This window comes from Allobosea sp. Root670 (genome assembly GCF_001429415.1).
Lineage (GTDB): Bacteria > Pseudomonadota > Alphaproteobacteria > Rhizobiales > Beijerinckiaceae > Allobosea > Allobosea robiniae.
In genome coordinates this window covers 65174-85510 of the sequence record NZ_LMJU01000021.1, presented here as the reverse complement: position 1 = coordinate 85510, position 20337 = coordinate 65174, and the positions used below count along the sequence as shown (strand labels likewise).

Here is a 20337-nt window from a genome sequence, read left to right as displayed (position 1 = left end):
CAGCCGGCGCTCATCATGCTAACCGCTGCGGCATGACTGAGACCGGCCAGACCCGCATCCAGAATCGTTTCCAGGCCTGCGCCCGCGAGGGCCGGGCGGCGCTCGTGACCTTCGTCACCGCCGGCGACCCGGATTTCGAGACCTCCAGCGCGATCCTCGCGGCCCTGCCCGGAGCCGGCGCCGACGTGATCGAGCTCGGCGTGCCCTTCACCGATCCGATGGCGGACGGCGTTCCCGTCCAGCTCGCCGGCCAGCGCGCGCTCAAGGCCGGCCAGACGCTGCGCAAGACGCTCGCCATGGTCGAGAGCTTCCGCAAGGCCGGCCATGACACGCCGATCGTGCTGATGGGCTATTACAATCCGATCTACGCCTATGGCGTCGAAGCCTTCCTGACCGATGCCCGCCGCGTCGGCATCGACGGGCTCATCGTCGTCGACCTGCCGCCGGAAGAGGACGAGGAGCTCTGCCTGCCAGCGCTGCAAGCTGGCGTCTCGTTCATCCGGCTGGCGACGCCGACGACCGACGACAAGCGCCTGCCCAAGGTGCTGCAGAACACCTCCGGCTTCGTCTATTACGTCTCGGTGACCGGCGTGACCGGCGGCGCCATCGCCGATTACGGCGCGGTCGGCGATGCCGTTACCCGGATCAAGCGCCATACCGACCTGCCGGTGGCGGTCGGCTTCGGCGTCAAGACCGCCGAGGATGCGGCCACCATCGCCAAGCGGGCGGACGGCGTCGTCGTCGGCTCGGCGCTCGTCGAACGCGTCCGCCTTTCGCTCGATGACCAGGGCAAGGCCACGGAAAAGACGGTTTCGGCTGTCACCTCGCTGGTCAGCGAACTCGCCCAGGGCATCCGCTCCGTCGCCAAGGCGGCCTGAGCCCGGTTTCATGCGACGGTCGCGCCGCTTGCCCATCGGCCGGCGCGACCTATTTCAGGCCTGACGGCGCGCAAGCGCCGAAAGCCCATCAGGGATTCATCCGATGAACTGGATTTCCGAAGTCGTCCGGCCGCGCATCAAGACGCTGTTCAAGCGCGAGAGCCCCGAGAACCTCTGGATCAAGTGCCCCGATTCCGGGCAGATGGTGTTCCATAGGGATGTCGAGGCCAATGGCTATGTCATCCCCGGCTCCGAGCACCATATGCGCGTCACCGCGCCGGAGCGTTTGCGCCTGACCTTCGACGACGGCAAGTGGCTCGACGTCGCGCTGCCGGAGGTCGCGGTCGACCCGCTGAAGTTCCGCGACGAGAAGCGCTATGTCGACCGCTTGAAGGACGCCCGCGCCAAGACCGGCGCGCAGGACGCCTTCAAGATCGGCTATGGCCGGGTCAAGGGCCTGCCGATGACGCTGGCCGTGCAGGATTTCCACTTCATGGGCGGCTCGCTCGGCATGGCCGCGGGCGAGGCCTTCGTGAAGGGCGCCGAGACCGCGCTCGACAAGAAGACGCCCTATGTCGTCTTCGCGGCGTCGGGCGGCGCCCGCATGCAGGAAGGCATCCTCTCGTTGATGCAGTTGCCGCGTACGACGGTCGCGGTCAGGCGCCTGCGGGCGGCGGGCCTGCCCTATTTCGTGGTGCTGACCAACCCGACGACCGGCGGCGTCACCGCCTCCTACGCCATGCTCGGCGACATCCACATCGCCGAGCCCGGCGCGCTGATCGGCTTCGCCGGCCCGCGCGTGATCGAGCAGACCATCCGCGAAAAGCTGCCGGAGGGCTTCCAGCGCTCCGAGTACCTCAAGGATCACGGCATGGTCGACATGGTCGTGCATCGCCGCGACCTGCCGGAGACGCTCGCCCGGCTCGGCCGCCTGCTGACGAAGCAGCCGGCCGCGAAGGAAGAGGCGGAGCCCGCGCGCCCGGTGGCCGAGGCGGTCTGAGGCGGTCCGAGTTAGTTCACGGCTGGGGGCCGTCACGTCATGGGGTCTTCCGACGCATTGCTTGCGCGATTCATGGCGCTGCATCCCAAGCTGATCGACCTCTCGCTCGGCCGCATCCTGACCCTGCTCGAACGACTCGGCGATCCCCAGAAGAAGCTGCCGCCGGTGATCCATGTCGCCGGCACCAACGGCAAGGGCTCGACCATCGCCTTCATGCGGGCGATCCTCGAGGCAGCCGGGCTGTCGGTCCATGTCTACACCTCGCCCCATCTGGTGCGCTTCCATGAGCGCATCCGGCTGGGCGCCCCCGGCGGCGGGCGCTTCGTCCCAGAGGACAAGCTGGTCGAGGCGCTGGAGCGCTGCGAGGCCGTCAATGCCGGCGATCCCATCACCTTCTTCGAGATGACGACGACGGCAGGCCTCCTGCTCTTCGCCGAGCATCCGGCCGATGTCCTGCTGCTGGAAGTCGGGCTCGGCGGGCGCTTCGACGCGACCAATGTCATCGCCCATCCGGCCTGCACGGTGGTGACGCCGGTCTCGCTGGATCATTCCGAATATCTCGGCGACACCGTCACCAAGATTGCCGGCGAGAAGGCCGGCATCTTCAAGCGCGGCGCGCCCGCCGTGATCGCGCCGCAGGAACCGGAGCCGACCGCGGTTCTGGAAGCGGCCGCCGAGCGCGCCGGCGCGTCCAAAATCCTGATCGGCGCGCAGGATTTCAACGTCCACGAAGCCGGCGGGCGGCTGGTCTATGAGGACCAGGACGGATTGCTCGACCTGCCGCTGCCGCGTCTTTCCGGCCGGCACCAGCACATCAATGCCGGCACGGCGATCGCGGCCCTGCGGGCCGCCGGCTATGGCGCCCTGCCAGCCAGCGCCTTCGAGGACGGCATGCGCAATGCCGACTGGCCGGCGCGATTGCAGCGCCTGTCGCGCGGTGCACTCGCCGAGATCGTGCCGGAGCGCGCCGAGCTCTGGCTCGACGGCGGCCACAACCCCGATGGCGGGCGCGTGCTCGCCCAGGCCATGGCCGATCTCGCCGACCGCAATCCGGCGCCGCTGGTGATGATCGCCGGCCTGCTCTCGACCAAGGACGCCGCTGCAACGCTCGGGCATTTCAAGGGGCTGGCGCAGGCGCTCTACGCCGTGCCGATCCAGAACTCGCTGGCCGCGCGCCCGGCCGAGGAGGTCGCCGAGGCCGCCCGCAGCGCCGGGCTCGCCGCCGAGACCTCCAGCTCGGTCGAGCAGGCCCTGCGGACGATCGCGGCACGGGACTGGCCGGCGCCGCCGCGCATCCTGATCTGCGGCTCGCTCTATCTCGCCGGCGAAGTGCTCTCGGCCAACGGCACGCCGCCGACCTAGGTCTTTCCGCGTCTCGATCTGTCTTGCCATCGAGGAAAGCCATGCCCATTCCAGGACTGACCGTCCTCGCCGCCGCCCTGCTCTGCAGTCTGCTCGGCGGCTGCGTCACGACCGAAGGAACAGCACAGGGGCAGAGCGAAGGCACGGAGCGGGTCGCATCCGGCAAGCGCACCTTCCTGCAGAAGACCTTCATGACGATGGACGAGCGCTGCCGGCCGATCCCGCGCCCTAAGGGCGTGCTGACCGAGCCGCCCCGGCATGGCAAGGTCAGGCTGGCGACCCGCAAGGCCGCGGCCGAATACGGGCCGGGGCCATTCCGGCATTGCAACGGCAGGGCCGGGCCGTCTCTCGCGTTCGAGTATACCTCGAAGCGCGGCTATCGCGGCGCCGACAGCTTCCTCGTGCGCATCCGCTACAATGACGGCGAGATCCGCTACGAGCGTTTTGAGATCACCGTCGACTAGCTGGAGAAAACGTTATGCAGCGAAGCTTCGGAGCGTCAGGGCCATCCGTCCCGCCGATCGGCCAGGGCAGCTGGTATAGCGAACAGGGTGACCGGCGCGAGGCGATCGCCGCCTTCCGGCGCGGACTCGATCTCGGGCTCTCCCATATCGATACCGCTGAGATGTATGGCGACGGCCGCTCCGAAGCACTGATCGGCGAGGCCATCGAAGGCCGGCGCGACGAGGTTTTCCTCGTGTCGAAAGTCCTGCCGCATAACGCCTCGCGACGCGGCGTGCAGGCCGCCTGCGAGCGCTCGCTGAAGCACCTCAGGACTGACCGGCTCGACTGCTACCTGCTGCACTGGCGCGGTCCGCATCCTCTAGCGGAAACCTTCTCCGCCTTCGAGGCGCTCAAGCAGGAGGGCAAGATCCTGTCCTGGGGCGTCAGCAATTTCGACGAGGACGATCTCGACGAGGCGCTCGCGACCGCAGGCCCCGGCAAGATCGCCTGCAATCAGGTGCTCTATCATCTGCGCGAGCGCGCCATCGAGCATGCGGTGATCCCGTGGTGCGAACACAATGGCGTCGCCGTCACCGCCTACAGCCCCTTCGGCCATGACGATTTCCCGGCTGCCGGCAGCGCGCCGGGCAAGGTCCTGGCCGAGATCGCCGCGAGCCATGGCGCGACGCCCCGGCAGGTCGCGCTCGCCTTCCTGACGCGGCGCGAAAGCGTCTTCACGATCCCCAAGGCCGGCCGGGTCCCCCATGTGGAGGACAATGCCGGGGCTTTGAACCTCGCGCTGTCCGATGCCGAGATCGCCCGGATCGACGCGGCCTTCCCGCGCGGCCGCAAGCCCGCCTCGCTGCCGATGATCTGAGCGGCCGGAAACCACGTTCCGCCTTCCGGCTTTACAAGCCGAGGCCGTCGGCGCTTTCCTAGAGTCAAGGGCGGCGGCCGTCAGAGCTCGACAACGCCTCATTCAGCAGCTTGCGTCTTTCGGAGTGAGTGTGATGCGTCGCGTTCTCGGCCTCCTGGCCGCCCTCGTCCTGTCGGCCTTCGCCGGCGCCGCCCATGCCGGCGTCAGCGTCAATGTCGACATCGTCGCCCAGCGCATGACGGTGACCACGACCGATGGCGAGGTCTACGACTGGAAGATCTCCTCCGGCCGCAAGGGCTTCCGCTCGCCCAACGGGGTTTACCGGCCGACCCGGCTGGAGAAGAACTGGTACTCGCGCAAATATGGCGGGGCGATGCCCCATGCCGTGTTCTTCCGCGGCGGCTACGCGATCCATGGTACCGGGGCCGTCGGCGCGCTCGGCCGCCCGGCCTCGCATGGCTGCATCCGGCTGCATCCCGCCAACGCCGCCAAGCTCTTCGCCCTGGTGAAGAAGCATGGCTCCAGCCAGACCCGGATCGCGCTGCACGGCGCTGCACCCGACAATCTCTCGCGCTTCGCCAAGGCCTCCTCGCCGTCGAAGGCCAAGCTCGCGAAGACGACCTCGTCCAAGCACAAGGTCGCGAAGGCCGGCTCGTCCAAGCACAACATCGCCAAGGCGAAGCATCGCAGCCAGGCCACGACCATCGCGCAGCAACGCCGCGGCGGTGATTGGGAAGCGGCGCGCGGCCAAATCCTGCTGCGCCCCGCCCTGCCGGCCGGCGCCTATGGCTACCAGCCCTATTACCCGAGCGGCTACGGCTGGCGCTGAGCGTTAGATCGCCTCGGGCGCAATCCTGAGCCAGCCTTCCAGCGTCTCGCCCGGCGCCAGGCGCTTGAGCGGCGCGGCGGCCCGCGCTGCCGGCTCGCTCGGTGCGCCGATCGCATGGCTCTGTGGCTCGACGCAGAGGAAATCCGCGCCTGCCGGCGCCCAGACCACCGGGCAGTCGAGATTGTCGCTCGCGGTCAGGGTGACGGCGAGACCGGTCGAAGGCGTCTCGATCCGGGCCGTGCCGCCCCAGCCGAGGAAGCTCCAGGCGGTCACGCTCTCCGCGCGGAAAGGCTGCGCTTCGGCATAGGGGCCGCCATCGGCGAAAGCCTGCTGGCCGGTGGCGCGGAAGGCTTCGCCGAAGACCAGCGCGCCCTTGCTGCGCATCACGAGGCTCGTATCGGCAGCACAGGGAAACCAGGGATGATGGCCGATGCCGAACGGTAGTGCCGCCTGCGCCTCGTTGGTGATCGCCAATTGGATGGTCATACCGGCATCGTCGAGGGTGACTTCCTGGACTGCCCGGTAGCGATAGGGGTCCGCCCCCTCGGTGCGGCGATGTTCGAGGACGGTATGGCTGCGGTCATACCGCAGGACATCCCAGGCGGCCTGCCAACCGAAGCCGTGAATGGCGCCGCCTGGATCGTTCTGCGGAACGAGGAAGCGCTGCTCGCCATCGTCGACGACGCAGCCGAAGGCGCGGTTGGCGAAAGGCAGGAGTGCCCAGGTCCCGAAGAAGTTCGGCGAGGCCGTGCCCGGCTGCCGCCCGGCCGGCGGATAGAGCACGTCATGGCTGCGCCCGTCCGGCCCGCGCCAGCTCAGAGAGAAGACGATCCCGCCCGCCTCGGGAGAGATGGCGGCGTCGAGGCCCCCCACTTGCAGTTCGAGCATCCGGCTTGTCCGATTCGTTCTCGCACCCAAGGCCAGCAGGGTTGCCGCGAAGGCGAGCCATATACAAGGCCTCGGCGCCGGCCCTTGACCCGATGGAATGCGGCGGAGACAGTCGCCAGCCTTGGATCATCGCGCGTCCTATCGGACGTGCAGTGATCCATATATTTGCTGTCGCATCGGACCGAAAAGTGGCTCCCACTTTTCGGTCCGATGCTGCTGCCGGAGCCTGCCATGCCCAAACCTCTGATCGCGCTCGACTGGGGCACGACCCGCGCGCGCGCCTTCCTGATCTCGGAGACCGGCGAGGTGCTGGAGCGGCGCATCGCCGATCGCGGCATCCAATCGGTTCCGGCGGGCGGCTATCCTGAAACCTTTGCAGAGCTCGCCGGCGACTTCCGCGAGACTGCGCCCGATGCCGCGATCGTGCTCGCCGGCATGGTCGGCAGCCGCAACGGCTGGATCGAGGCGCGCTACGTCGCCTGTCCGGCCTCCCCTGCCGAGATCGCGGCCGCCGCGATCCAGGTCGCGCTCGATGCCGGGACGACCGCCACCATCCTGCCCGGCCTGAGCTGCGACGATGGCGCCTTCGACGTGATGCGCGGCGAGGAGACCCTGATCGTCGGCCTCGGCCTGAGCGATGGCATCGCCTGCCTGCCCGGCACCCATTCGAAATGGGCCGAGATCAAGGGAGGTCGCATCACCCGCTTCGCCAGCTTCATGACCGGCGAAATCTACGGGCTGCTGCGCAACGACTCGATCCTCGCCCGGCTCGCCGAAGCGCCTTCGGACGCTGACACGGTTGATGGCGCCGCGCGCGGTCGCCTGGCTGCCGGCCGGCCGGGAGGGCTGCTCAACACGGCCTTCGCCGCACGTACCGAAGTTCTCGCCGGGCGGATGGCGGGTGGTGCGGTCGGGCCTTATCTCTCGGCGCTGCTGGTCGGGCAGGAAATCGCCGGGGCCGAAGCCTTGTTCGGCAAGGGCCAGACGATCCATCTCGTCGCAGACGGGGCTTTGGCCGAGAGCTACGGCGCCGGCTTGCAGGCGCGGGGACATGCCATTCAACTCGTCACGCCCGAGGCGGCCTTCGTCGCCGGCGTGAGGCGGCTCGCGGCGGATCTTTCTGCATGATCGTTGTCTTCGGCTCCATCAATATCGATCTCGTCACGCCGGTCGAGCGCCTGCCGGGGCCAGGCGAAACGGTGCTCGGACCGGGCTATGCCCTGCATCCGGGCGGCAAGGGCGCGAACCAGGCACTCGCGGCCCGCCGCGCCGGCGCGGATGTCGTGCTCGTCGGCGCGACTGGGCGGGACCGATTCAGCGATGCCGCGCTGGCGCTGCTCTCCACCGACGGCGTCGATCTCGATCACGTCGCACAGGTCGACGAGCCGACCGGCGCCGCCTTCATCGCGACGGATCGCGAGGGCGCCAACCAGATCATCGTCGCAGCCGGCGCCAATGCTGCTGTCCGCCCGGATGCCTTGCGGCAGCTCGAGCTCGCGGCGGAGGATATCCTGCTCCTGCAACGCGAAGTCCCTGAAGAAGCCTGCCTGCAGGCCGCCCGAAGGATGAAGCAGGCCGGCGGGCGGGTGATCCTCAACCTCGCTCCGGCCGAGGCGCCGTCGCCCGCGCTGCTGGAGCAGCTCGACATGCTGATCGTCAACGAGCACGAAGCGATCGTGCTGGCACAGGCGCTCGGATGGGCGGAGCGCGATCCCGACGCCATCGCGCGCCGGCTCGACAGTGAGCGGCAGATCGCCACGATCGCGACGCTGGGGGCAGCCGGGGTCGTCGCCTGGATCGACGGCATCCGCCATCGCCTCGCAGCGCCGCAGGTTGCGGTCATCGACACGGTCGCGGCCGGTGACAGCTTCACCGGCGCCTTCGCCGCAGCCCTCGCGGCCGGGAAGAGCATGGCAGCGGCGCTGCACGACGGGCTCGCCGCCGGCTCGCTTGCCTGCACGCGGCCGGGCGCCCAGCCGAGCATCCCCCGCGCAGCCGAGATCGCGGCATTGGCCGCCACGCTTGCAAACGGACCGCGCCGGTAAGCCTCGATTAAGCCTGTCCGCAATCGGGCAGCCTTCCCCGCCCCGCTTGCACGCAAATGCGTGCAAGCTCTTCACGCTTCGTCAGGGCTCGCTTCCGCATCGTGGAAGGGCTGTGGAAGGGTTGGGGAGCGCCGTGACGACACCACCGCTGATCTGGGCCTTGAGCGTCGCCGGTATCGCGATCGCCGGAGCGCTGTCCTATACGCAGTTTCTCGCCCCGCGCATGGCGGACGAGGCGCCTTCCGCGGCCATGGCCGCGACGGAACAGAAACCGCCAGGACCCCGCATGCCCTCGACGCTCGCCGTCGCGGCCGATTATCGCGGGCACTATATCGTGCACCCCTCGGTCGACAACTACCGCATCAAGATGATGGTCGATACCGGCGCCAGCATCGTGGCACTGACGGCCGCCGATGCCCGCGCGCTCGGTGTCAGGAACGATGCCTCGTCACGCAAGATCGTGCTCAGCACCGCCAACGGCGCCGTCACGGGCTTCCGGACCGTGCTGCGGGAGATCCGGCTCGGCGATATCGTCGTGCGGAATGTCGATGCCGTCGTCCTGCCCGAACGCGCGCTCTCGATGAGCCTGCTCGGGAATTCCTTCCTCAGCAAGCTCCAGGGCTACGAGGTCCAGACCGGGCGCATGGTGCTGCGCGGCTAGGGCATTTCTGAGCTAACCGAACACCGGTTCGCATCAGCGAATAGGCGATAAGGCAAAGACCGACAACATCGGGAGCGCCGGCCCAGGCGCGAAGCTCCCTGCCGGCATGATCGCACGATCGTCAATTGTAGAGCGGGCAGGGATTGGTGCCGGTCCGCACCACCTGTTCGATATTGTTGGTGCCGCCAGCCACGCCATTACGCGGGCGTGCATAGATCGGGCTGTCGCCGAGCGTGAAGGATTTGGTCAGGACATAACCGACGATGGGCGTGTATTCGTAGCTCGCGCGCGCCATGATGACGGAGGTGCCCGGAACCCGGTAGGTGTCGGGAATGGTGATCGAGGTTCCCCGGGCCGGTGCAGTGCCATCGCGCGGCTCGCTCCAGCAGACCTTCGCAACGCCCGCCGGATCGATGACGACACTGGCGATCACCATCGTGACCTTGTCGCTGTCATACGGCATCAGGATCGACCGCGCAGCATTGAAGATGTTCTGGACATCCGTGGACGAAACCGACTGGACGCGCGCCGTGAGATCGCTGAGAGCCGAGGTCAATTGAGTGACCTTGCGGTTGACCATCACGAGCTGCACCACATCCACCATCCCCGTATAGGTGATGAGCATCACCGGCAGCAGCAGGGCGAACTCGACCGCAGCCACGCCGTCCCGATTGCGGCAGAAGCGGCGCCAAATACGGAGACCTGTCTTTTTCGGCATGTCCATCATTCCCGATCAAGAACCTGCCGGAGGAGGGGTCGCGCCCGACGAGACGAAGGGCTCGGCCCGGAAAGCCATGCTCACGACGATGCCCCGCCGACCCGATCCGGCGGGCTTGATATTGGCCAGCGCGGAGGAAGCCCAGCTCGTCAGGAAGAGCTTGTAGTCGAGCACCGCGCGCACGACGACGATGTCGTTGCCCTGCGGCTGGACGTAGGTGAAGCCGGAGGTGTCGAGGCTCCCGCCCGCAAGCGGATCGCCTGCGGATGCCGTAGAGGCAAAACTGTCGTAGACCCGCACGTCGACGTAAAGTTTCGAGCAGTCGATCAATCCCAACGGCGCGAGTTCACAGATATTGTCGCGGAATTTCTTCGCGTTCACCGCGCCGGTCGATCCGGTATAGAGGGTCCGCGACTGCCCCGTGACCAGCGAACGGGAGACCTGCGACAGCGACTCTTCCAGGACCTGGCTGGTCCAGAACATCAAGGCCGTCTCGAAGATGGCGAAGAGGATCATCAGGAACGGCACGACGACGAACGCGAACTCTACGGCAGTCGCCCCGTCCTGCGAGCGGCGAAAGCGTCGGAGCAGCGGGCGACAGACGCCGCGGCGCGGCAACCCGTTCTTCGGCAAGGGCGTCTTTTTCGGTCGGTCGAACATCCGTTTGCCCCATCGAGCTTCGGCCCAGGCCGGAAATCTCTACGGCAAAAGAATTTCAGATCGGTTAGGGACGTCGCCGGTCAGCCGAAATCGGCGTGAAGCTTTCGCTAACCATGGGTTCGGCGCGCAACGGAGGTCTCGCGCGCGTACCTGCTAAGCTTCCGCCCCAGAACCTTGACTTTTCCCGGGAACCGCGCGCCGGGTTCGAGCCGGGGCCCTATTTCTTCGGGCCCCCGGTCGCGAGCATGTTGCGCGCGGCGGCCTGCCCGGCGACGCCGGCAAAGTAATCCTTCGCATCGCCCATCTGGACCGAGGGCTGGCAATCCGGGCTGCAGGCATAGCTTTCGCGATCCATGCCCCGCTGGACCGTCAGGACCGCGTCGGAGGCGGAACCGACCCGAACCAGTGATTCAGCCAGCAGCGTCCCGCTGGCATCCAGCGCGATCAGGTTGGTCACGCCGAAGCTCTTGCCGGTGACGATCATGACGCCGTTGCGCTGCATGGAGACATCGGCGATGGCCGGATTGCCGACGACGACCGTTTGAGCCTTCTCCGGGAGCCGCACGACCTTGGCGTGGTCGACCATGACAACCACGCTCTCGGATGGCGCACGTGGCGCGGCGTGAGCAGCACCAGCGCCGCATAGGATGATCGCGAGGCTTGTCGCGGCCACCCGGCGCGTAAGCCGGCGGCACCCTTCAGGAGCACGGATGATCAACATGGCGGCGCCTCAAGCTCTGCGACCGTGCCAATAAAGCGGAAAATGATGAATCAAACCCTAAGCGCGCGACGAATAGCGATTTCACGCCGCGAGGCACAACTTGTCGCAACGGAACAGCGACCGGCGCCAGCGTCGATTGCCGAGCGCCTCAAAAATAAATCAACGAGTCAGGATCAATTAAACACCCTGTTTACCGATAAAAACCCCCACGCCCGGCTTTATTCATAAGCTCACCGCGGTCTTAAGCCTGCTAAATCGAGTGTTAACCACAGAAAAAACCGAGTGCGAAACAAGCCAATTCTTCGATCCGCTTAACCGATCAGCAAGGCGAGCGGGCTAATGTCGTTCCTGTCGCTGACCGAAGCCACCTCAGAGCACAGGCAGCCGTCAAACCGTGGTGTAAAGGAGATCCAGCATGACCAATCTTTTCGCTCGCTTCGTCAAGGACGAGTCCGGCGCCACCGCCATCGAGTACGGCCTGATCGCCGCTCTGATCGCCGTCGGCATCATCATCGCCGCCACCAATCTCGGCACCGAGCTCAGCAGCATCTTCCAGCGTATCGCGGACAAGCTGCAGAACACCACGGTCTCCTGATCGTCGGTACCTGACCGATATGTCGGCAAACGCCCCGGTCATCCCGGGGCGTTTTTCTTTTCATGCTGCGTTTTATGCGGTCGCCGTAAGGGTTTGGTGAGGCATTTGCGGCATCATCGTTCCGTAGCGGAGGAAGTGTCATGACCCTGCCCCACATCGTCATGCTCGGCGTGTTTCCCTTCGCCATGGCCTATGCCGCCGCCAGCGACCTGGTCTCGATGACGATCTCGAACCGGCTCTGCCTGTTCCTTGTCGCGGGTTTCGCGGTCTGCTGCGTCCTGTTCGGCCTCAGCCCGGCCGCAATCGGCTGGCATCTCGCAGCGGGTGGGCTTGTCCTTGTGATCGCCTTCGGCCTGTTCGCGGCCGGATGGATCGGTGGCGGCGACGCCAAGCTCGCTGCCGCGACCGCGCTCTGGTTCGGCTTCGATCAATTGATGCCCTATCTGCTCATGGCAGCCTTCCTCGGCGGCCTGCTGACCATCCTCGTCCTGCGGCTGCGATCGCGCCCCCTGCCGGCCTTCGCCGAGAACTGGAGCTGGATGCGCCGGCTGCACGCCGCCAACGAGGGCGTCCCCTACGGCATCGCGCTGGCCTTCGCCGCGCTGCTGGTGCTGCCGGATACGACGATCTGGCACGCCGCGATCGGCCTCTGAGGCGCGCTGCGGACGTAACGGAAGCGAGTTTCAAAAATATACGCCCAGTTAACCATAAGTTGACGTTTCCAGACGACGATCCGGGACGAGAGCCAATCACGCTTGGCTGAGGGTCGACCGTCAAATGAGTCCCGCACGCATCATCATTCTCGTGGTCGCACTCCTGGCAGGGCTGGGTGCAGCACTGCTCGTCCAGAGCCCCAAGGCCCCCGCACCCGTCGCGAAGATCCAGCCGGCGCCGACAGTACCGGTCCTGGTCGCGGCGGCCGAGATTCCCGTCGGCAATACGGTGACGGCCAACGACCTGCGCTGGCTCGACTGGCCGCTGGCCAGCGTACCGGCCGGCGTCATCCGCAAGGACGAAGCGCCCGAAGCCGAAAAGGAGATCATCGGGCAGGTGTCGCGCTACGCCACCCTCGGCGCCGAGCCGATCCGCCGCGAGAAGTTGATCAAGACGGACGGAACCGGCTTTCTCTCGGCCGTCCTGCCAGCGGGCATGCGCGCCGTCGCGATCTCGACCGACAGCCGCGGCGCCAACACCGCCGGCGGCTTCATCCTTCCCAACGACCGCGTCGACGTGATCTCCACCGAGCGCGGCGAAGCGGCGGGCGGCCAGGAATCCTACGCCAGCGAAGTCATCCTGCGGAACATCCGCGTGCTGGCCATCGGCCAGAACGTGCAGGAGCGCAACGGCGAGAAGGTCGTGGTCGGCGAAACCGCCACGCTGCAAGTCGAGCCAGGGCAGGTCGAGAGCCTGGTCCAGGCCCAGAAGACGGGCACGCTCTCACTCGCCCTGCGCAGCCTCAAGGATGCCAACGAAACCGCGCCGCCGACCCAGGCAGACAACTCCATGACGCTCGTGCGCTACGGTGTGACCTCGAAGAGCGTGAAGCCATGATCAGATCTTCTCTCCGCATCGCAACGGCTCTCGCCCTCGCCCTCGCCGCCGGCAGCGTCGCCGCCCAGTCGAGCAGGAGCGGCCCCGCTCCCGTCATCAATGTCGGCTCGAGCGAGAACGCGATCTCCCGCAAGCTCGACCTCTCGATCGGCCGCTCGCTCATCGTCGAGCTGCCGCGCGACGCCAAGGAGGTCTTCGTCGCCAACCCGAAGGTCGCCAACGCGGTCGTCCGGACGGCGCGCAAGCTTTTCGTGATCGGCATCGCCGACGGCGCGACCTCGATGTTCGTGATGGATGGCGACGGCCAGCAGATCACCGCGCTCGACATCAATGTCGGGCGCGACCTCAACGTTCTCAGGCAGACACTGCGCACGGCGCTGCCGAACGCGCAGATCGAGATCAAGCCGGCGGGCGATTCGATCCTGCTCGTCGGGACGGTGCCCGATGCCTCGGATGCGACCCAGGCCGTCGACATCGCCAAGGCCTTCGTCGGCAGCGACGCGACAGGAAAGAGCGGGACGGTCATCAACTCGCTGACCATCCGCGACCGCGACCAGGTGATGGTGAAGGTCACGGTGTCCGAGGTCTCGCGCAAGGCGATCAAGCAGCTCGGCATCAATTCCAGCGGCGAATGGAAGCTCGGCAACTTCTCCATCACGCCCTCGATCGACAACCCGTTCTCGCTCTCGCCGCAGGCCTTGTCCGCCTCGGCGATCGGCGCCGGCATCGGCAACTCCCAGAACTTCACGCTGCGCGCCCTTGAACGGGCCGGCATGGCGCGCGTCCTCGCCGAACCGACGGTGACCGCGATCTCGGGCGAGAGCGCGAAATTCACGGCCGGCGGCGAGGTCCCGATCCCGACCGGCTACACCTGCGACCCGTCCAAGGCCGTCTGCTCGCTCGGCGTCTCCTACAAGCCCATCGGCGTCGCCCTGAACTTCACGCCGATCGTGCTCTCGGCCAACAAGATCAGCATGCGCATCGCGACCGAGGTCACCGAACTCGACTTCGAGAACCAGATCGTGCTCCAGGGCGGCGCCGGCCAGCCGACCGTCACCGTCCCCGCCTTCCGCGTGCGCAAGTCCGACACCACGGTCGAGCTGCCATCCGGCGGCACGCTGGCCACCGCCGGCCTGATCCAGCGCGTCTCCAAGAGCTCGATCAACGGCCTGCCCGGCCTGATGAACCTGCCGATCATCGGCGTGCTGTTCCGCTCGCGCGACTACCAGCGCGAGGAGACAGAGCTGATGATCACGGTCACGCCCTACATCGCCAAGCCGATGCAGCCGACCGAGGTCCAGCGGCCCGATGACGGCTTCGTCGAAACGCACGACTCCCAGGCGATCCTGCTCGGCCGCCTGAACAAGATCTACGGCAGCGGCGGCGGCCCGATTCCCCAGGCCTACAAGGGCCGCGTCGGCTTCATCGCCGACTGAGCGCCCGGCGACAACGATGATGGATGGCCCGACCATGACGGTTTCCCACCGGAACGACTCGACAGGACCGCGCCTGATCGTCGCCGTGCTGGCGCTCGGCGCCATCCTCGGCGGCTGCGCCAAGCGAACGGCGGAGAGCGACACGCTCGCCTTCGGGCCGGACGACGTGCGCGAGCGGCACCCGATCGTCCTGCGCGACGCCCCCCGTTCGCTCGACGTCTTCGTCGGGCGTTCCGGCGGCAGACTCGATATCAGGCAGGCCGAGGATGTCGCCAGCTTCGCCCGCGAATTCCGCCGCTCCGGCAAGGGCGGCCTGGTGGCCGAGGTCCCGACCGGAGCCCACCGCGACCATGCGGCCCAGGATACGCTGAACGGCATCCGGGCGGCCTTGTCGCGCGGCGGCGTCTCGCCCGGCATCCTCAGCGTCCGCAGCTACCCGGTTCAGGACCCGGGCCTGGCCTCGCCGATCCGCCTGACCTTCGCCTCGCTCCAGGCGAGCGTGCCGCATCGCTGCGGACAATGGCCGACAGACCTGGGCAGCTCCGAGTTCAGGTTCTCGTCCTCGAACGCACCCTACTGGAATCTCGGCTGCTCCTCGCAGGCGACGCTGGCCGCACAGGTGGCCGATCCGATCGATCTCGTCCGGTCGCGCGACGAAGGCCGCCCCGACATCGTCAAGCGCATGGGCGCCATCACGAAGATCCGCGAAGGCAAGGACCCCTCGACCCAGTACCGGCAGGCGACGCCGCAGATCAACTCCACGGTCGGAGGCGGCAACTGATGCATTCCGAAACCCGCGAGAATTCGCCGATCGAGCTGCCCAGCGACGAGACCATCGCACCGTTGCCGCGCATCACGCTGCAGGCCTTCTGCGAAACGCCGGCCATTGCCGCGACCATGCAGGCCGCGGTCGCCGACCGGCGCATGGACAAGGCGCACGCCCGCGTCCAGATGGGCGGCCCGGCTGCCGCCGTCGAGGCCTTCCGCTCGGCCCCGACGCCCAACATCATCGTGCTCGAAGCCGTGGCAGACCCGGCGACGCTGGTCTCGCATCTCGAATCGCTGTCCGAAAGCTGCGACGCCGGCACCAAGGTCGTCGTGATCGGCCATGTCAACGACGTCCAGCTCTATCGCGACCTGATCCGGCGCGGCGTCAGCGAGTACCTGATCGCGCCGCTGGAGCCCCTCGACGTCCTGCGCACCCTGTCGGAGCTCTATGTCGCCCCGGAGGCCCGCAATCTCGGCCGCGTCATCGCGGTGATGGGCGCCAAGGGCGGCGTCGGCGCTTCGACGGTCGCGCACAACGTCTCCTGGGCGATCGCCCGCAATCTCGACGCCTCGACCGTCATCGTCGATCTCGACATCGCCTTCGGCACGGCCGGCCTGAACTTCAACCAGGACCCGCCGCAAGGCATCGCCGAAGCCGTGTTCGCACCCGAGCGCCTCGATTCCAACCTGCTTGACCGGCTGCTCTCGCGCTGCAGCGACAACCTCGCGCTGCTCGCCGCCCCGGCCGTGCTGGACCGGACGATCGATCTCGACGAGGAGGCACTCGAACAGCTCCTCGATCTGCTGCGCGCCAGCGTGCCCTGCATCATCCTCGACGTGCCACACCAGTGGGGCGCCTGGGTCAAGCGCACGGTGCTCAGCGCCGACGAGATCGTCATCGTCGCCGAGCCGGAGCTCGCCTCCCTGCGCAACGCCAAGAACCTGATCGACCTGTCGCGGGCGACGCGGCCGAACGATGCCGTCGCCCGGCTCGTCCTCAACCGGGTCGGTGTCCCGAAACGGCCGGAGATCAATGCCGGGGAGTTCTCGAAGGCGCTCGGTATCGACGTGCTCAGCACGATTCCGTTCGACGCCCACCTGTTCGGCACCGCCGCCAACAACGGCCAGATGATCGCCGAGGTACAGGCCGGGAGCAAGGCGACCGAGGCCTTCACCCAGATCGCCAGCGCCCTGACCGGACGCGGCGAAGCCAAGCGGGGCCGGCGCAGCCTGCTCGAACCGTTCGTCGCGAAGCTGAAGCGCCGCAAGGCCTCGTGACGGGCAGGAACCGACGATGACGGGACGATGCCCGCTCACCAGGCAAGAGACCGGCCCGGACCGGGCGGGAGAGTGACGAGATGTTCGGCAAGCGATCCGCAGGCGCAGGTCACGCGCCCAATCTGAGCGCAAGGGCGCCCGCGGCCATGCCGGCTGCGCCGCGCAGCAAGCCCGAGCCGGTTCAGACCGCCGCGGAAGAGCGCAGGATCACGCCCGTCGCCGAGACGGCCCCGCGATCCGAAGACTACTACCAGATGAAGAGCACGATCTTCGGGGCGCTGATCGAGGCCATCGATCTGTCGCAGCTCGCGAAGCTCGACGCCGAATCCGCCCGCGAGGAAATCCGCGACATCATCAACGAGATCATCTCGCTGAAGAATGTCGTGCTGTCGATCGCGGAGCAGGAGGAACTGCTCGACGACATCTGCAACGACGTGCTCGGCTACGGACCGCTCGAGCCCCTGCTGGCACGCGACGACATTGCCGACATCATGGTCAACGGCGCCGGCCGGACCTTCATCGAAACCGCCGGCAAGATTCAGCTCACCAACATCCGCTTCCGCGACAACGCCCAGCTGATGAATATCTGCCAGCGCATCGTCAGCCAGGTCGGCCGCCGCGTCGACGAAAGCTCGCCGATCTGCGATGCGCGCCTCGCCGACGGCTCGCGCGTCAACGTCATCGCGCCGCCGCTGGCGATCGACGGCCCGGCCCTCACCATCCGCAAGTTCAGGAAGGACAAGCTGACGCTCGACCAGCTCGTCAAGTTCGGCGCGATCTCGCCGCCGGGCGCCGAGCTTCTCAAGATCATCGGGCGCGTCCGCTGCAACATCGTCATCTCCGGCGGCACGGGCTCAGGCAAGACGACGCTGCTCAACTGCCTGACCAACTATATCGACCATGACGAGCGCGTCATCACCTGCGAGGACGCCGCCGAGCTCCAGCTCCAGCAGCCGCATGTGGTGCGGCTCGAAACCCGCCCGCCCAACCTCGAAGGCACGGGCGCGGTGACGATGCGCGACCTCGTCAAGAACTGCCTGCGCATGCGCCCCGAACGCATCATCGTCGGCGAGGTGCGCGGCCCCGAGGCCTTCGACCTGCTCCAGGCGATGAACACGGGCCATGACGGCTCGATGGGCACGCTGCACGCCAACTCGCCGCGCGAGTGCCTGAGCCGTATCGAATCGATGATCACCATGGGCGGCTTCTCGCTGCCCTCGAAGACGCTGCGCGAGATGATCTGCTCCTCGGTCGACGTCATCATCCAGGCCCAGCGCCTGCGCGACGGCTCGCGCCGGATCACCCACATCACCGAGGTGATGGGCATGGAGGGCGAGGTGATCACGACACAGGATCTGATGCTCTACGATATCGTCGGCGAGGATGCCGCCGGCAAGCTCATCGGCCGGCACCGCGCCACCGGCGTCGGGCGGCCGCGCTTCTGGGAGCGCGCGCGCTATTTCAACGAGGACCAGCGCCTCGCCGCCGCTCTCGACCAGCTCGAAGATGCGGGCGTCAGCAATGCCGTCTGAGCGGAAGGCCTTACCGGGAGGCGGGGCATGAACACGAGCACGCTCGCCGTCGCCCTGCTCGCCATGTTCGCCGTCGGCGGCGTGGTCTATGCGCTGTTGTATCCGACGCTGAGCGGCCAGAAGCGCGCCGAGAAGCGACGCAAGGAATTCGCCGGGCCGAGCACGGTTCGCGGCATCGACCGGGAGGCACAGGCGCGCCAGAAGCGCGGCCAGGTCGCGCAGAGCCTCAAGGAACTCGAGGACCGCGAGAACGCACGCAACAAGGTCCCGCTCGAGCAGCGCATCGCCCAGGCCGGATTGACCTGGACCGCCAAGAAATATTACGCGATCAGCGCGGGCGTCGCGGCCGTGCTCGGGCTCACGCTGTGGCTCGCGAGCGGAACCTGGGTCCTCGGTCTCGCCGGTCTCTTCATCGGCGGCTTCGGCATCCCCGCCTGGTTCCTGAAACGCTGCAAGATCAAGCGACTGAAGAAGTTCGGGGCCGAATTCCCCAACGCGCTCGACGTCATCGTGCGTGGCATCAAGGCGGGCCTGCCCGTCAACGACTGCCTGCGCATCATCGCCAACGAGGCGGTGGAGCCGGTGAAGAGCGAGTTCAGAATGATCATCGAGGGACAGGCGCTGGGCCTGCCGCTGTCGGAGGCCACGGTCAAGCTGTTCGAGCGGATGCCCTGTGCCGAGGCCAATTTCTTCGGAATTGTCATCGCCATCCAGCAGAAGACCGGTGGCAACCTGTCCGAAACGCTCGGGAATCTCTCGCGCGTGCTGCGCGAACGCCGCAAGATGCGCGACAAGATCCAGGCCGTGTCGACGGAGGCGAAGGCCTCGGCGGCGATCATCGGATCGCTGCCCCCGATCGTGGCATTCCTCGTCTGGCTCACCACCCCGAAATATATCGAGCTTCTCTGGATCACCAATTCCGGCAAGGTCGCGCTGGTCGCGAGCGGCCTGTGGATGCTGATCGGCATCCTGGTCATGCGCAAGATGATCAATTTCGAGATCTGAGGCGGACGATGATTTCCCAGATCGCCAGCGCCGTCACCAATCCGCAGTTCATGATGGGCCTGCTGGCGGCCATCGCGGCAGCCGCGACCGTGCTGACGATCGCGATTCCGCTGACCGAGGGCAACAGCCTCCAGAAGCGGATGAAGAACGTCGCGACGGAACGCGAAAAGATCCGCGCCCGCGAACGTGAACGGCTCAACCGGCAGAACGAGAAGGTCTCGCTGCGGCAGGAGCCGAAAGCCTACATGCGGCGCATCGTGGAGCGGTTCAAGCTGGGCGACTGGCTCGGCACCGAAAACGCCAAGAAGCAGCTCGCCATGGCCGGCTATCGCGGCCCCCAGGCCGAGATCACCTTCCTTTTCTTCCGTCTCGCCGTGCCGGTCGGGCTGTTCCTGCTGACACTGTTCTACGTCTTCGCCATCAACGGTTTCGGCCAGCCCTTCGCGGTCAAGATCGCCATGGCCATCGCCGGCGCCTATATCGGCATCAAGGCGCCGGAGGTCTTCCTGACGAACCAGGCCGGCAAGCGGCAGGCGTCGATGCGCCAGGCCTTTCCGGATGCGCTCGACCTGCTGCTGATCTGCGTGGAAGCCGGCATGTCGATCGAGCATGCCTTCCGGAAGGTCTCGGGCGAGATCGGCAACCAGTCGGTTCCGCTGGCGGAGGAATTCGCGCTATGCACCGCCGAGCTCTCCTATCTCTCCGACCGCCGCATCGCCTACGAGAACCTCGCGCTCCGCACCGGCCTCGAAAGCGTCCGGTCGGTCTCGACGGCCCTGATCCAGGCCGAGCGCTACGGCACGCCGCTGGGAACCGCACTGCGCACGCTCGCACAGGAAAGCCGTGACCAGCGCATGAACGCGGCCGAGAAGAAGGCGGCCGCGCTGCCGCCGAAACTCACGGTGCCGATGATCCTGTTCTTCCTGCCGGTGCTGTTCGTCATCATCATGACGCCCGCGCTGATTCAGGTCTTCAAGTGGAAGTGAGGTCGATCGACCGCCATGCCTGTCGGATCTCATTCAAGATGAGACTGTCTCGCTCACGGTGAGACTGGAGCATGCGCGAATCTCACGCGGGTGAGACCGACAT

22 protein-coding genes are annotated in these 20337 nt (G+C 67.0%); 18 read left to right on the top strand and 4 right to left on the bottom strand.

The annotated features are described in order from the left end of the window. Positions 1-32 precede the first annotated feature (32 nt). The 6 genes from trpA to ASE61_RS26960 all read left to right on the top strand — a co-directional run bounded on the left by trpA (position 33) and on the right by ASE61_RS26960 (position 5390). A complete protein-coding gene (gene trpA / locus ASE61_RS25350) occupies positions 33-878 on the top strand; it encodes a tryptophan synthase subunit alpha (protein ID WP_061971727.1) in 846 nt (281 codons plus the stop codon). A 103-nt stretch (positions 879-981) separates the two neighbouring features. Continuing rightward, entirely contained in the window at positions 982-1878 is an 897-nt protein-coding gene (gene accD / locus ASE61_RS25345; RefSeq protein WP_061971725.1) for an acetyl-CoA carboxylase, carboxyltransferase subunit beta, read from the top strand. Between the two features lie 39 nt (positions 1879-1917). Further along, positions 1918-3240 carry a bifunctional folylpolyglutamate synthase/dihydrofolate synthase gene (locus ASE61_RS25340; RefSeq protein ID WP_061971724.1) on the top strand — a complete coding sequence of 441 codons (1323 nt, stop codon included), beginning with the start codon at positions 1918-1920 and terminating at the stop codon, positions 3238-3240. A gap of 41 nt (positions 3241-3281) precedes the next feature. After that, the gene (locus ASE61_RS25335) at positions 3282-3704 is read left to right on the top strand and encodes a hypothetical protein (protein WP_061971722.1); all 423 of its coding nucleotides are present in this window, start codon (positions 3282-3284) and stop codon (positions 3702-3704) included. Positions 3705-3718: 14 nt separating this feature from the next. Next, entirely contained in the window at positions 3719-4561 is an 843-nt protein-coding gene (locus tag ASE61_RS25330; RefSeq protein ID WP_061971720.1) for an aldo/keto reductase, read from the top strand. Between the two features lie 133 nt (positions 4562-4694). Beyond that, positions 4695-5390 carry a L,D-transpeptidase gene (locus ASE61_RS26960; RefSeq protein WP_082617748.1) on the top strand — a complete coding sequence of 232 codons (696 nt, stop codon included), beginning with the start codon at positions 4695-4697 and terminating at the stop codon, positions 5388-5390. Positions 5391-5393: 3 nt separating this feature from the next. Here the strand turns inward: ASE61_RS26960 and ASE61_RS25320 are convergent, their stop codons facing one another. Continuing rightward, the gene (locus tag ASE61_RS25320; protein WP_061971719.1) at positions 5394-6278 is read right to left on the bottom strand and encodes a hypothetical protein; all 885 of its coding nucleotides are present in this window, start codon (positions 6276-6278) and stop codon (positions 5394-5396) included. A gap of 231 nt (positions 6279-6509) precedes the next feature. On the opposite strand from ASE61_RS25320, the gene ASE61_RS25315 reads away from it, so the two are divergent. The 3 genes from ASE61_RS25315 to ASE61_RS25305 all read left to right on the top strand — a co-directional run bounded on the left by ASE61_RS25315 (position 6510) and on the right by ASE61_RS25305 (position 8984). Continuing rightward, positions 6510-7406 carry a 2-dehydro-3-deoxygalactonokinase gene (locus tag ASE61_RS25315; protein ID WP_162260156.1) on the top strand — a complete coding sequence of 299 codons (897 nt, stop codon included), beginning with the start codon at positions 6510-6512 and terminating at the stop codon, positions 7404-7406. Next, on the top strand, positions 7403-8323 hold the full coding sequence (locus tag ASE61_RS25310) for a ribokinase (RefSeq protein WP_061971716.1): 921 nt from the start codon (positions 7403-7405) through the stop codon (positions 8321-8323). The genes ASE61_RS25315 and ASE61_RS25310 overlap by 4 nt, the downstream gene beginning before the upstream one ends. Positions 8324-8456: 133 nt before the next feature. Further along, a complete protein-coding gene (locus tag ASE61_RS25305; RefSeq protein WP_061971714.1) occupies positions 8457-8984 on the top strand; it encodes a TIGR02281 family clan AA aspartic protease in 528 nt (175 codons plus the stop codon). A 121-nt stretch (positions 8985-9105) separates the two neighbouring features. On the opposite strand, the gene ASE61_RS25300 is transcribed toward ASE61_RS25305, so the two are convergent. From ASE61_RS25300 to ASE61_RS25290, 3 genes are all read right to left on the bottom strand, one after another. Next, positions 9106-9702, bottom strand: a complete 597-nt coding sequence (locus ASE61_RS25300) for a TadE/TadG family type IV pilus assembly protein (RefSeq protein WP_162260155.1) — start codon at positions 9700-9702, stop codon at positions 9106-9108. A gap of 15 nt (positions 9703-9717) precedes the next feature. Then, positions 9718-10362 (bottom strand): TadE/TadG family type IV pilus assembly protein, encoded by a 645-nt coding sequence (locus tag ASE61_RS25295; RefSeq protein WP_061971711.1) that lies wholly within the window; start codon positions 10360-10362, stop codon positions 9718-9720. A 217-nt stretch (positions 10363-10579) separates the two neighbouring features. Further along, entirely contained in the window at positions 10580-11083 is a 504-nt protein-coding gene (locus ASE61_RS25290) for a pilus assembly protein N-terminal domain-containing protein (protein ID WP_082617747.1), read from the bottom strand. Positions 11084-11498: 415 nt separating this feature from the next. On the opposite strand from ASE61_RS25290, the gene ASE61_RS25285 reads away from it, so the two are divergent. The 9 genes from ASE61_RS25285 to ASE61_RS25245 all read left to right on the top strand — a co-directional run bounded on the left by ASE61_RS25285 (position 11499) and on the right by ASE61_RS25245 (position 20234). Then, positions 11499-11678 (top strand): Flp family type IVb pilin, encoded by a 180-nt coding sequence (locus ASE61_RS25285; protein WP_061971708.1) that lies wholly within the window; start codon positions 11499-11501, stop codon positions 11676-11678. Between the two features lie 140 nt (positions 11679-11818). Next, a complete protein-coding gene (locus tag ASE61_RS25280; RefSeq protein WP_061971706.1) occupies positions 11819-12331 on the top strand; it encodes a prepilin peptidase in 513 nt (170 codons plus the stop codon). 124 nt (positions 12332-12455) lie between these two features. Further along, the gene (cpaB, locus tag ASE61_RS25275; protein WP_061971703.1) at positions 12456-13229 is read left to right on the top strand and encodes a Flp pilus assembly protein CpaB; all 774 of its coding nucleotides are present in this window, start codon (positions 12456-12458) and stop codon (positions 13227-13229) included. Then, positions 13226-14665, top strand: a complete 1440-nt coding sequence (locus ASE61_RS25270; RefSeq protein WP_061971702.1) for a type II and III secretion system protein family protein — start codon at positions 13226-13228, stop codon at positions 14663-14665. The genes cpaB and ASE61_RS25270 overlap by 4 nt, the downstream gene beginning before the upstream one ends. A 34-nt stretch (positions 14666-14699) precedes the next feature. Continuing rightward, on the top strand, positions 14700-15446 hold the full coding sequence (locus ASE61_RS25265; protein ID WP_061971874.1) for a CpaD family pilus assembly protein: 747 nt from the start codon (positions 14700-14702) through the stop codon (positions 15444-15446). After that, positions 15446-16711, top strand: coding sequence for an AAA family ATPase (locus ASE61_RS25260; RefSeq protein WP_061971700.1), 1266 nt, complete (start codon positions 15446-15448; stop codon positions 16709-16711). Before ASE61_RS25265 ends, ASE61_RS25260 begins: the two co-directional genes overlap by 1 nt. 80 nt (positions 16712-16791) lie before the next feature. Continuing rightward, positions 16792-18243, top strand: coding sequence for a CpaF family protein (locus ASE61_RS25255; protein ID WP_061971699.1), 1452 nt, complete (start codon positions 16792-16794; stop codon positions 18241-18243). Positions 18244-18270: 27 nt separating this feature from the next. Beyond that, positions 18271-19248, top strand: a complete 978-nt coding sequence (locus ASE61_RS25250) for a type II secretion system F family protein (RefSeq protein WP_061971697.1) — start codon at positions 18271-18273, stop codon at positions 19246-19248. 8 nt (positions 19249-19256) lie between these two features. After that, the gene (locus ASE61_RS25245) at positions 19257-20234 is read left to right on the top strand and encodes a type II secretion system F family protein (protein ID WP_061971695.1); all 978 of its coding nucleotides are present in this window, start codon (positions 19257-19259) and stop codon (positions 20232-20234) included. The last annotated feature ends 103 nt before the right edge of the window (positions 20235-20337 follow it).

What these genes read in the sequence shown, in the direction of transcription:
- trpA (WP_061971727.1), top strand. Translation starts at nt 33, where the DNA reads ATGACTGAGACCGGCCAGACCCGCATCCAGAATCGTTTCCAGGCCTGC.
- accD (WP_061971725.1), top strand. Translation starts at nt 982, where the DNA reads ATGAACTGGATTTCCGAAGTCGTCCGGCCGCGCATCAAGACGCTGTTC.
- ASE61_RS25340 (WP_061971724.1), top strand. Translation starts at nt 1,918, where the DNA reads ATGGGGTCTTCCGACGCATTGCTTGCGCGATTCATGGCGCTGCATCCC.
- ASE61_RS25335 (WP_061971722.1), top strand. Translation starts at nt 3,282, where the DNA reads ATGCCCATTCCAGGACTGACCGTCCTCGCCGCCGCCCTGCTCTGCAGT.
- ASE61_RS25330 (WP_061971720.1), top strand. Translation starts at nt 3,719, where the DNA reads ATGCAGCGAAGCTTCGGAGCGTCAGGGCCATCCGTCCCGCCGATCGGC.
- ASE61_RS26960 (WP_082617748.1), top strand. Translation starts at nt 4,695, where the DNA reads ATGCGTCGCGTTCTCGGCCTCCTGGCCGCCCTCGTCCTGTCGGCCTTC.
- ASE61_RS25320 (WP_061971719.1), bottom strand. Translation starts at nt 6,278, where the DNA reads ATGCTCGAACTGCAAGTGGGGGGCCTCGACGCCGCCATCTCTCCCGAG.
- ASE61_RS25315 (WP_162260156.1), top strand. Translation starts at nt 6,510, where the DNA reads ATGCCCAAACCTCTGATCGCGCTCGACTGGGGCACGACCCGCGCGCGC.
- ASE61_RS25310 (WP_061971716.1), top strand. Translation starts at nt 7,403, where the DNA reads ATGATCGTTGTCTTCGGCTCCATCAATATCGATCTCGTCACGCCGGTC.
- ASE61_RS25300 (WP_162260155.1), bottom strand. Translation starts at nt 9,702, where the DNA reads ATGCCGAAAAAGACAGGTCTCCGTATTTGGCGCCGCTTCTGCCGCAAT.
- ASE61_RS25295 (WP_061971711.1), bottom strand. Translation starts at nt 10,362, where the DNA reads ATGTTCGACCGACCGAAAAAGACGCCCTTGCCGAAGAACGGGTTGCCG.
- ASE61_RS25290 (WP_082617747.1), bottom strand. Translation starts at nt 11,083, where the DNA reads ATGTTGATCATCCGTGCTCCTGAAGGGTGCCGCCGGCTTACGCGCCGG.
- ASE61_RS25285 (WP_061971708.1), top strand. Translation starts at nt 11,499, where the DNA reads ATGACCAATCTTTTCGCTCGCTTCGTCAAGGACGAGTCCGGCGCCACC.
- ASE61_RS25280 (WP_061971706.1), top strand. Translation starts at nt 11,819, where the DNA reads ATGACCCTGCCCCACATCGTCATGCTCGGCGTGTTTCCCTTCGCCATG.
- cpaB (WP_061971703.1), top strand. Translation starts at nt 12,456, where the DNA reads ATGAGTCCCGCACGCATCATCATTCTCGTGGTCGCACTCCTGGCAGGG.
- ASE61_RS25270 (WP_061971702.1), top strand. Translation starts at nt 13,226, where the DNA reads ATGATCAGATCTTCTCTCCGCATCGCAACGGCTCTCGCCCTCGCCCTC.
- ASE61_RS25265 (WP_061971874.1), top strand. Translation starts at nt 14,700, where the DNA reads ATGACGGTTTCCCACCGGAACGACTCGACAGGACCGCGCCTGATCGTC.
- ASE61_RS25260 (WP_061971700.1), top strand. Translation starts at nt 15,446, where the DNA reads ATGCATTCCGAAACCCGCGAGAATTCGCCGATCGAGCTGCCCAGCGAC.
- ASE61_RS25255 (WP_061971699.1), top strand. Translation starts at nt 16,792, where the DNA reads ATGTTCGGCAAGCGATCCGCAGGCGCAGGTCACGCGCCCAATCTGAGC.
- ASE61_RS25250 (WP_061971697.1), top strand. Translation starts at nt 18,271, where the DNA reads ATGAACACGAGCACGCTCGCCGTCGCCCTGCTCGCCATGTTCGCCGTC.
- ASE61_RS25245 (WP_061971695.1), top strand. Translation starts at nt 19,257, where the DNA reads ATGATTTCCCAGATCGCCAGCGCCGTCACCAATCCGCAGTTCATGATG.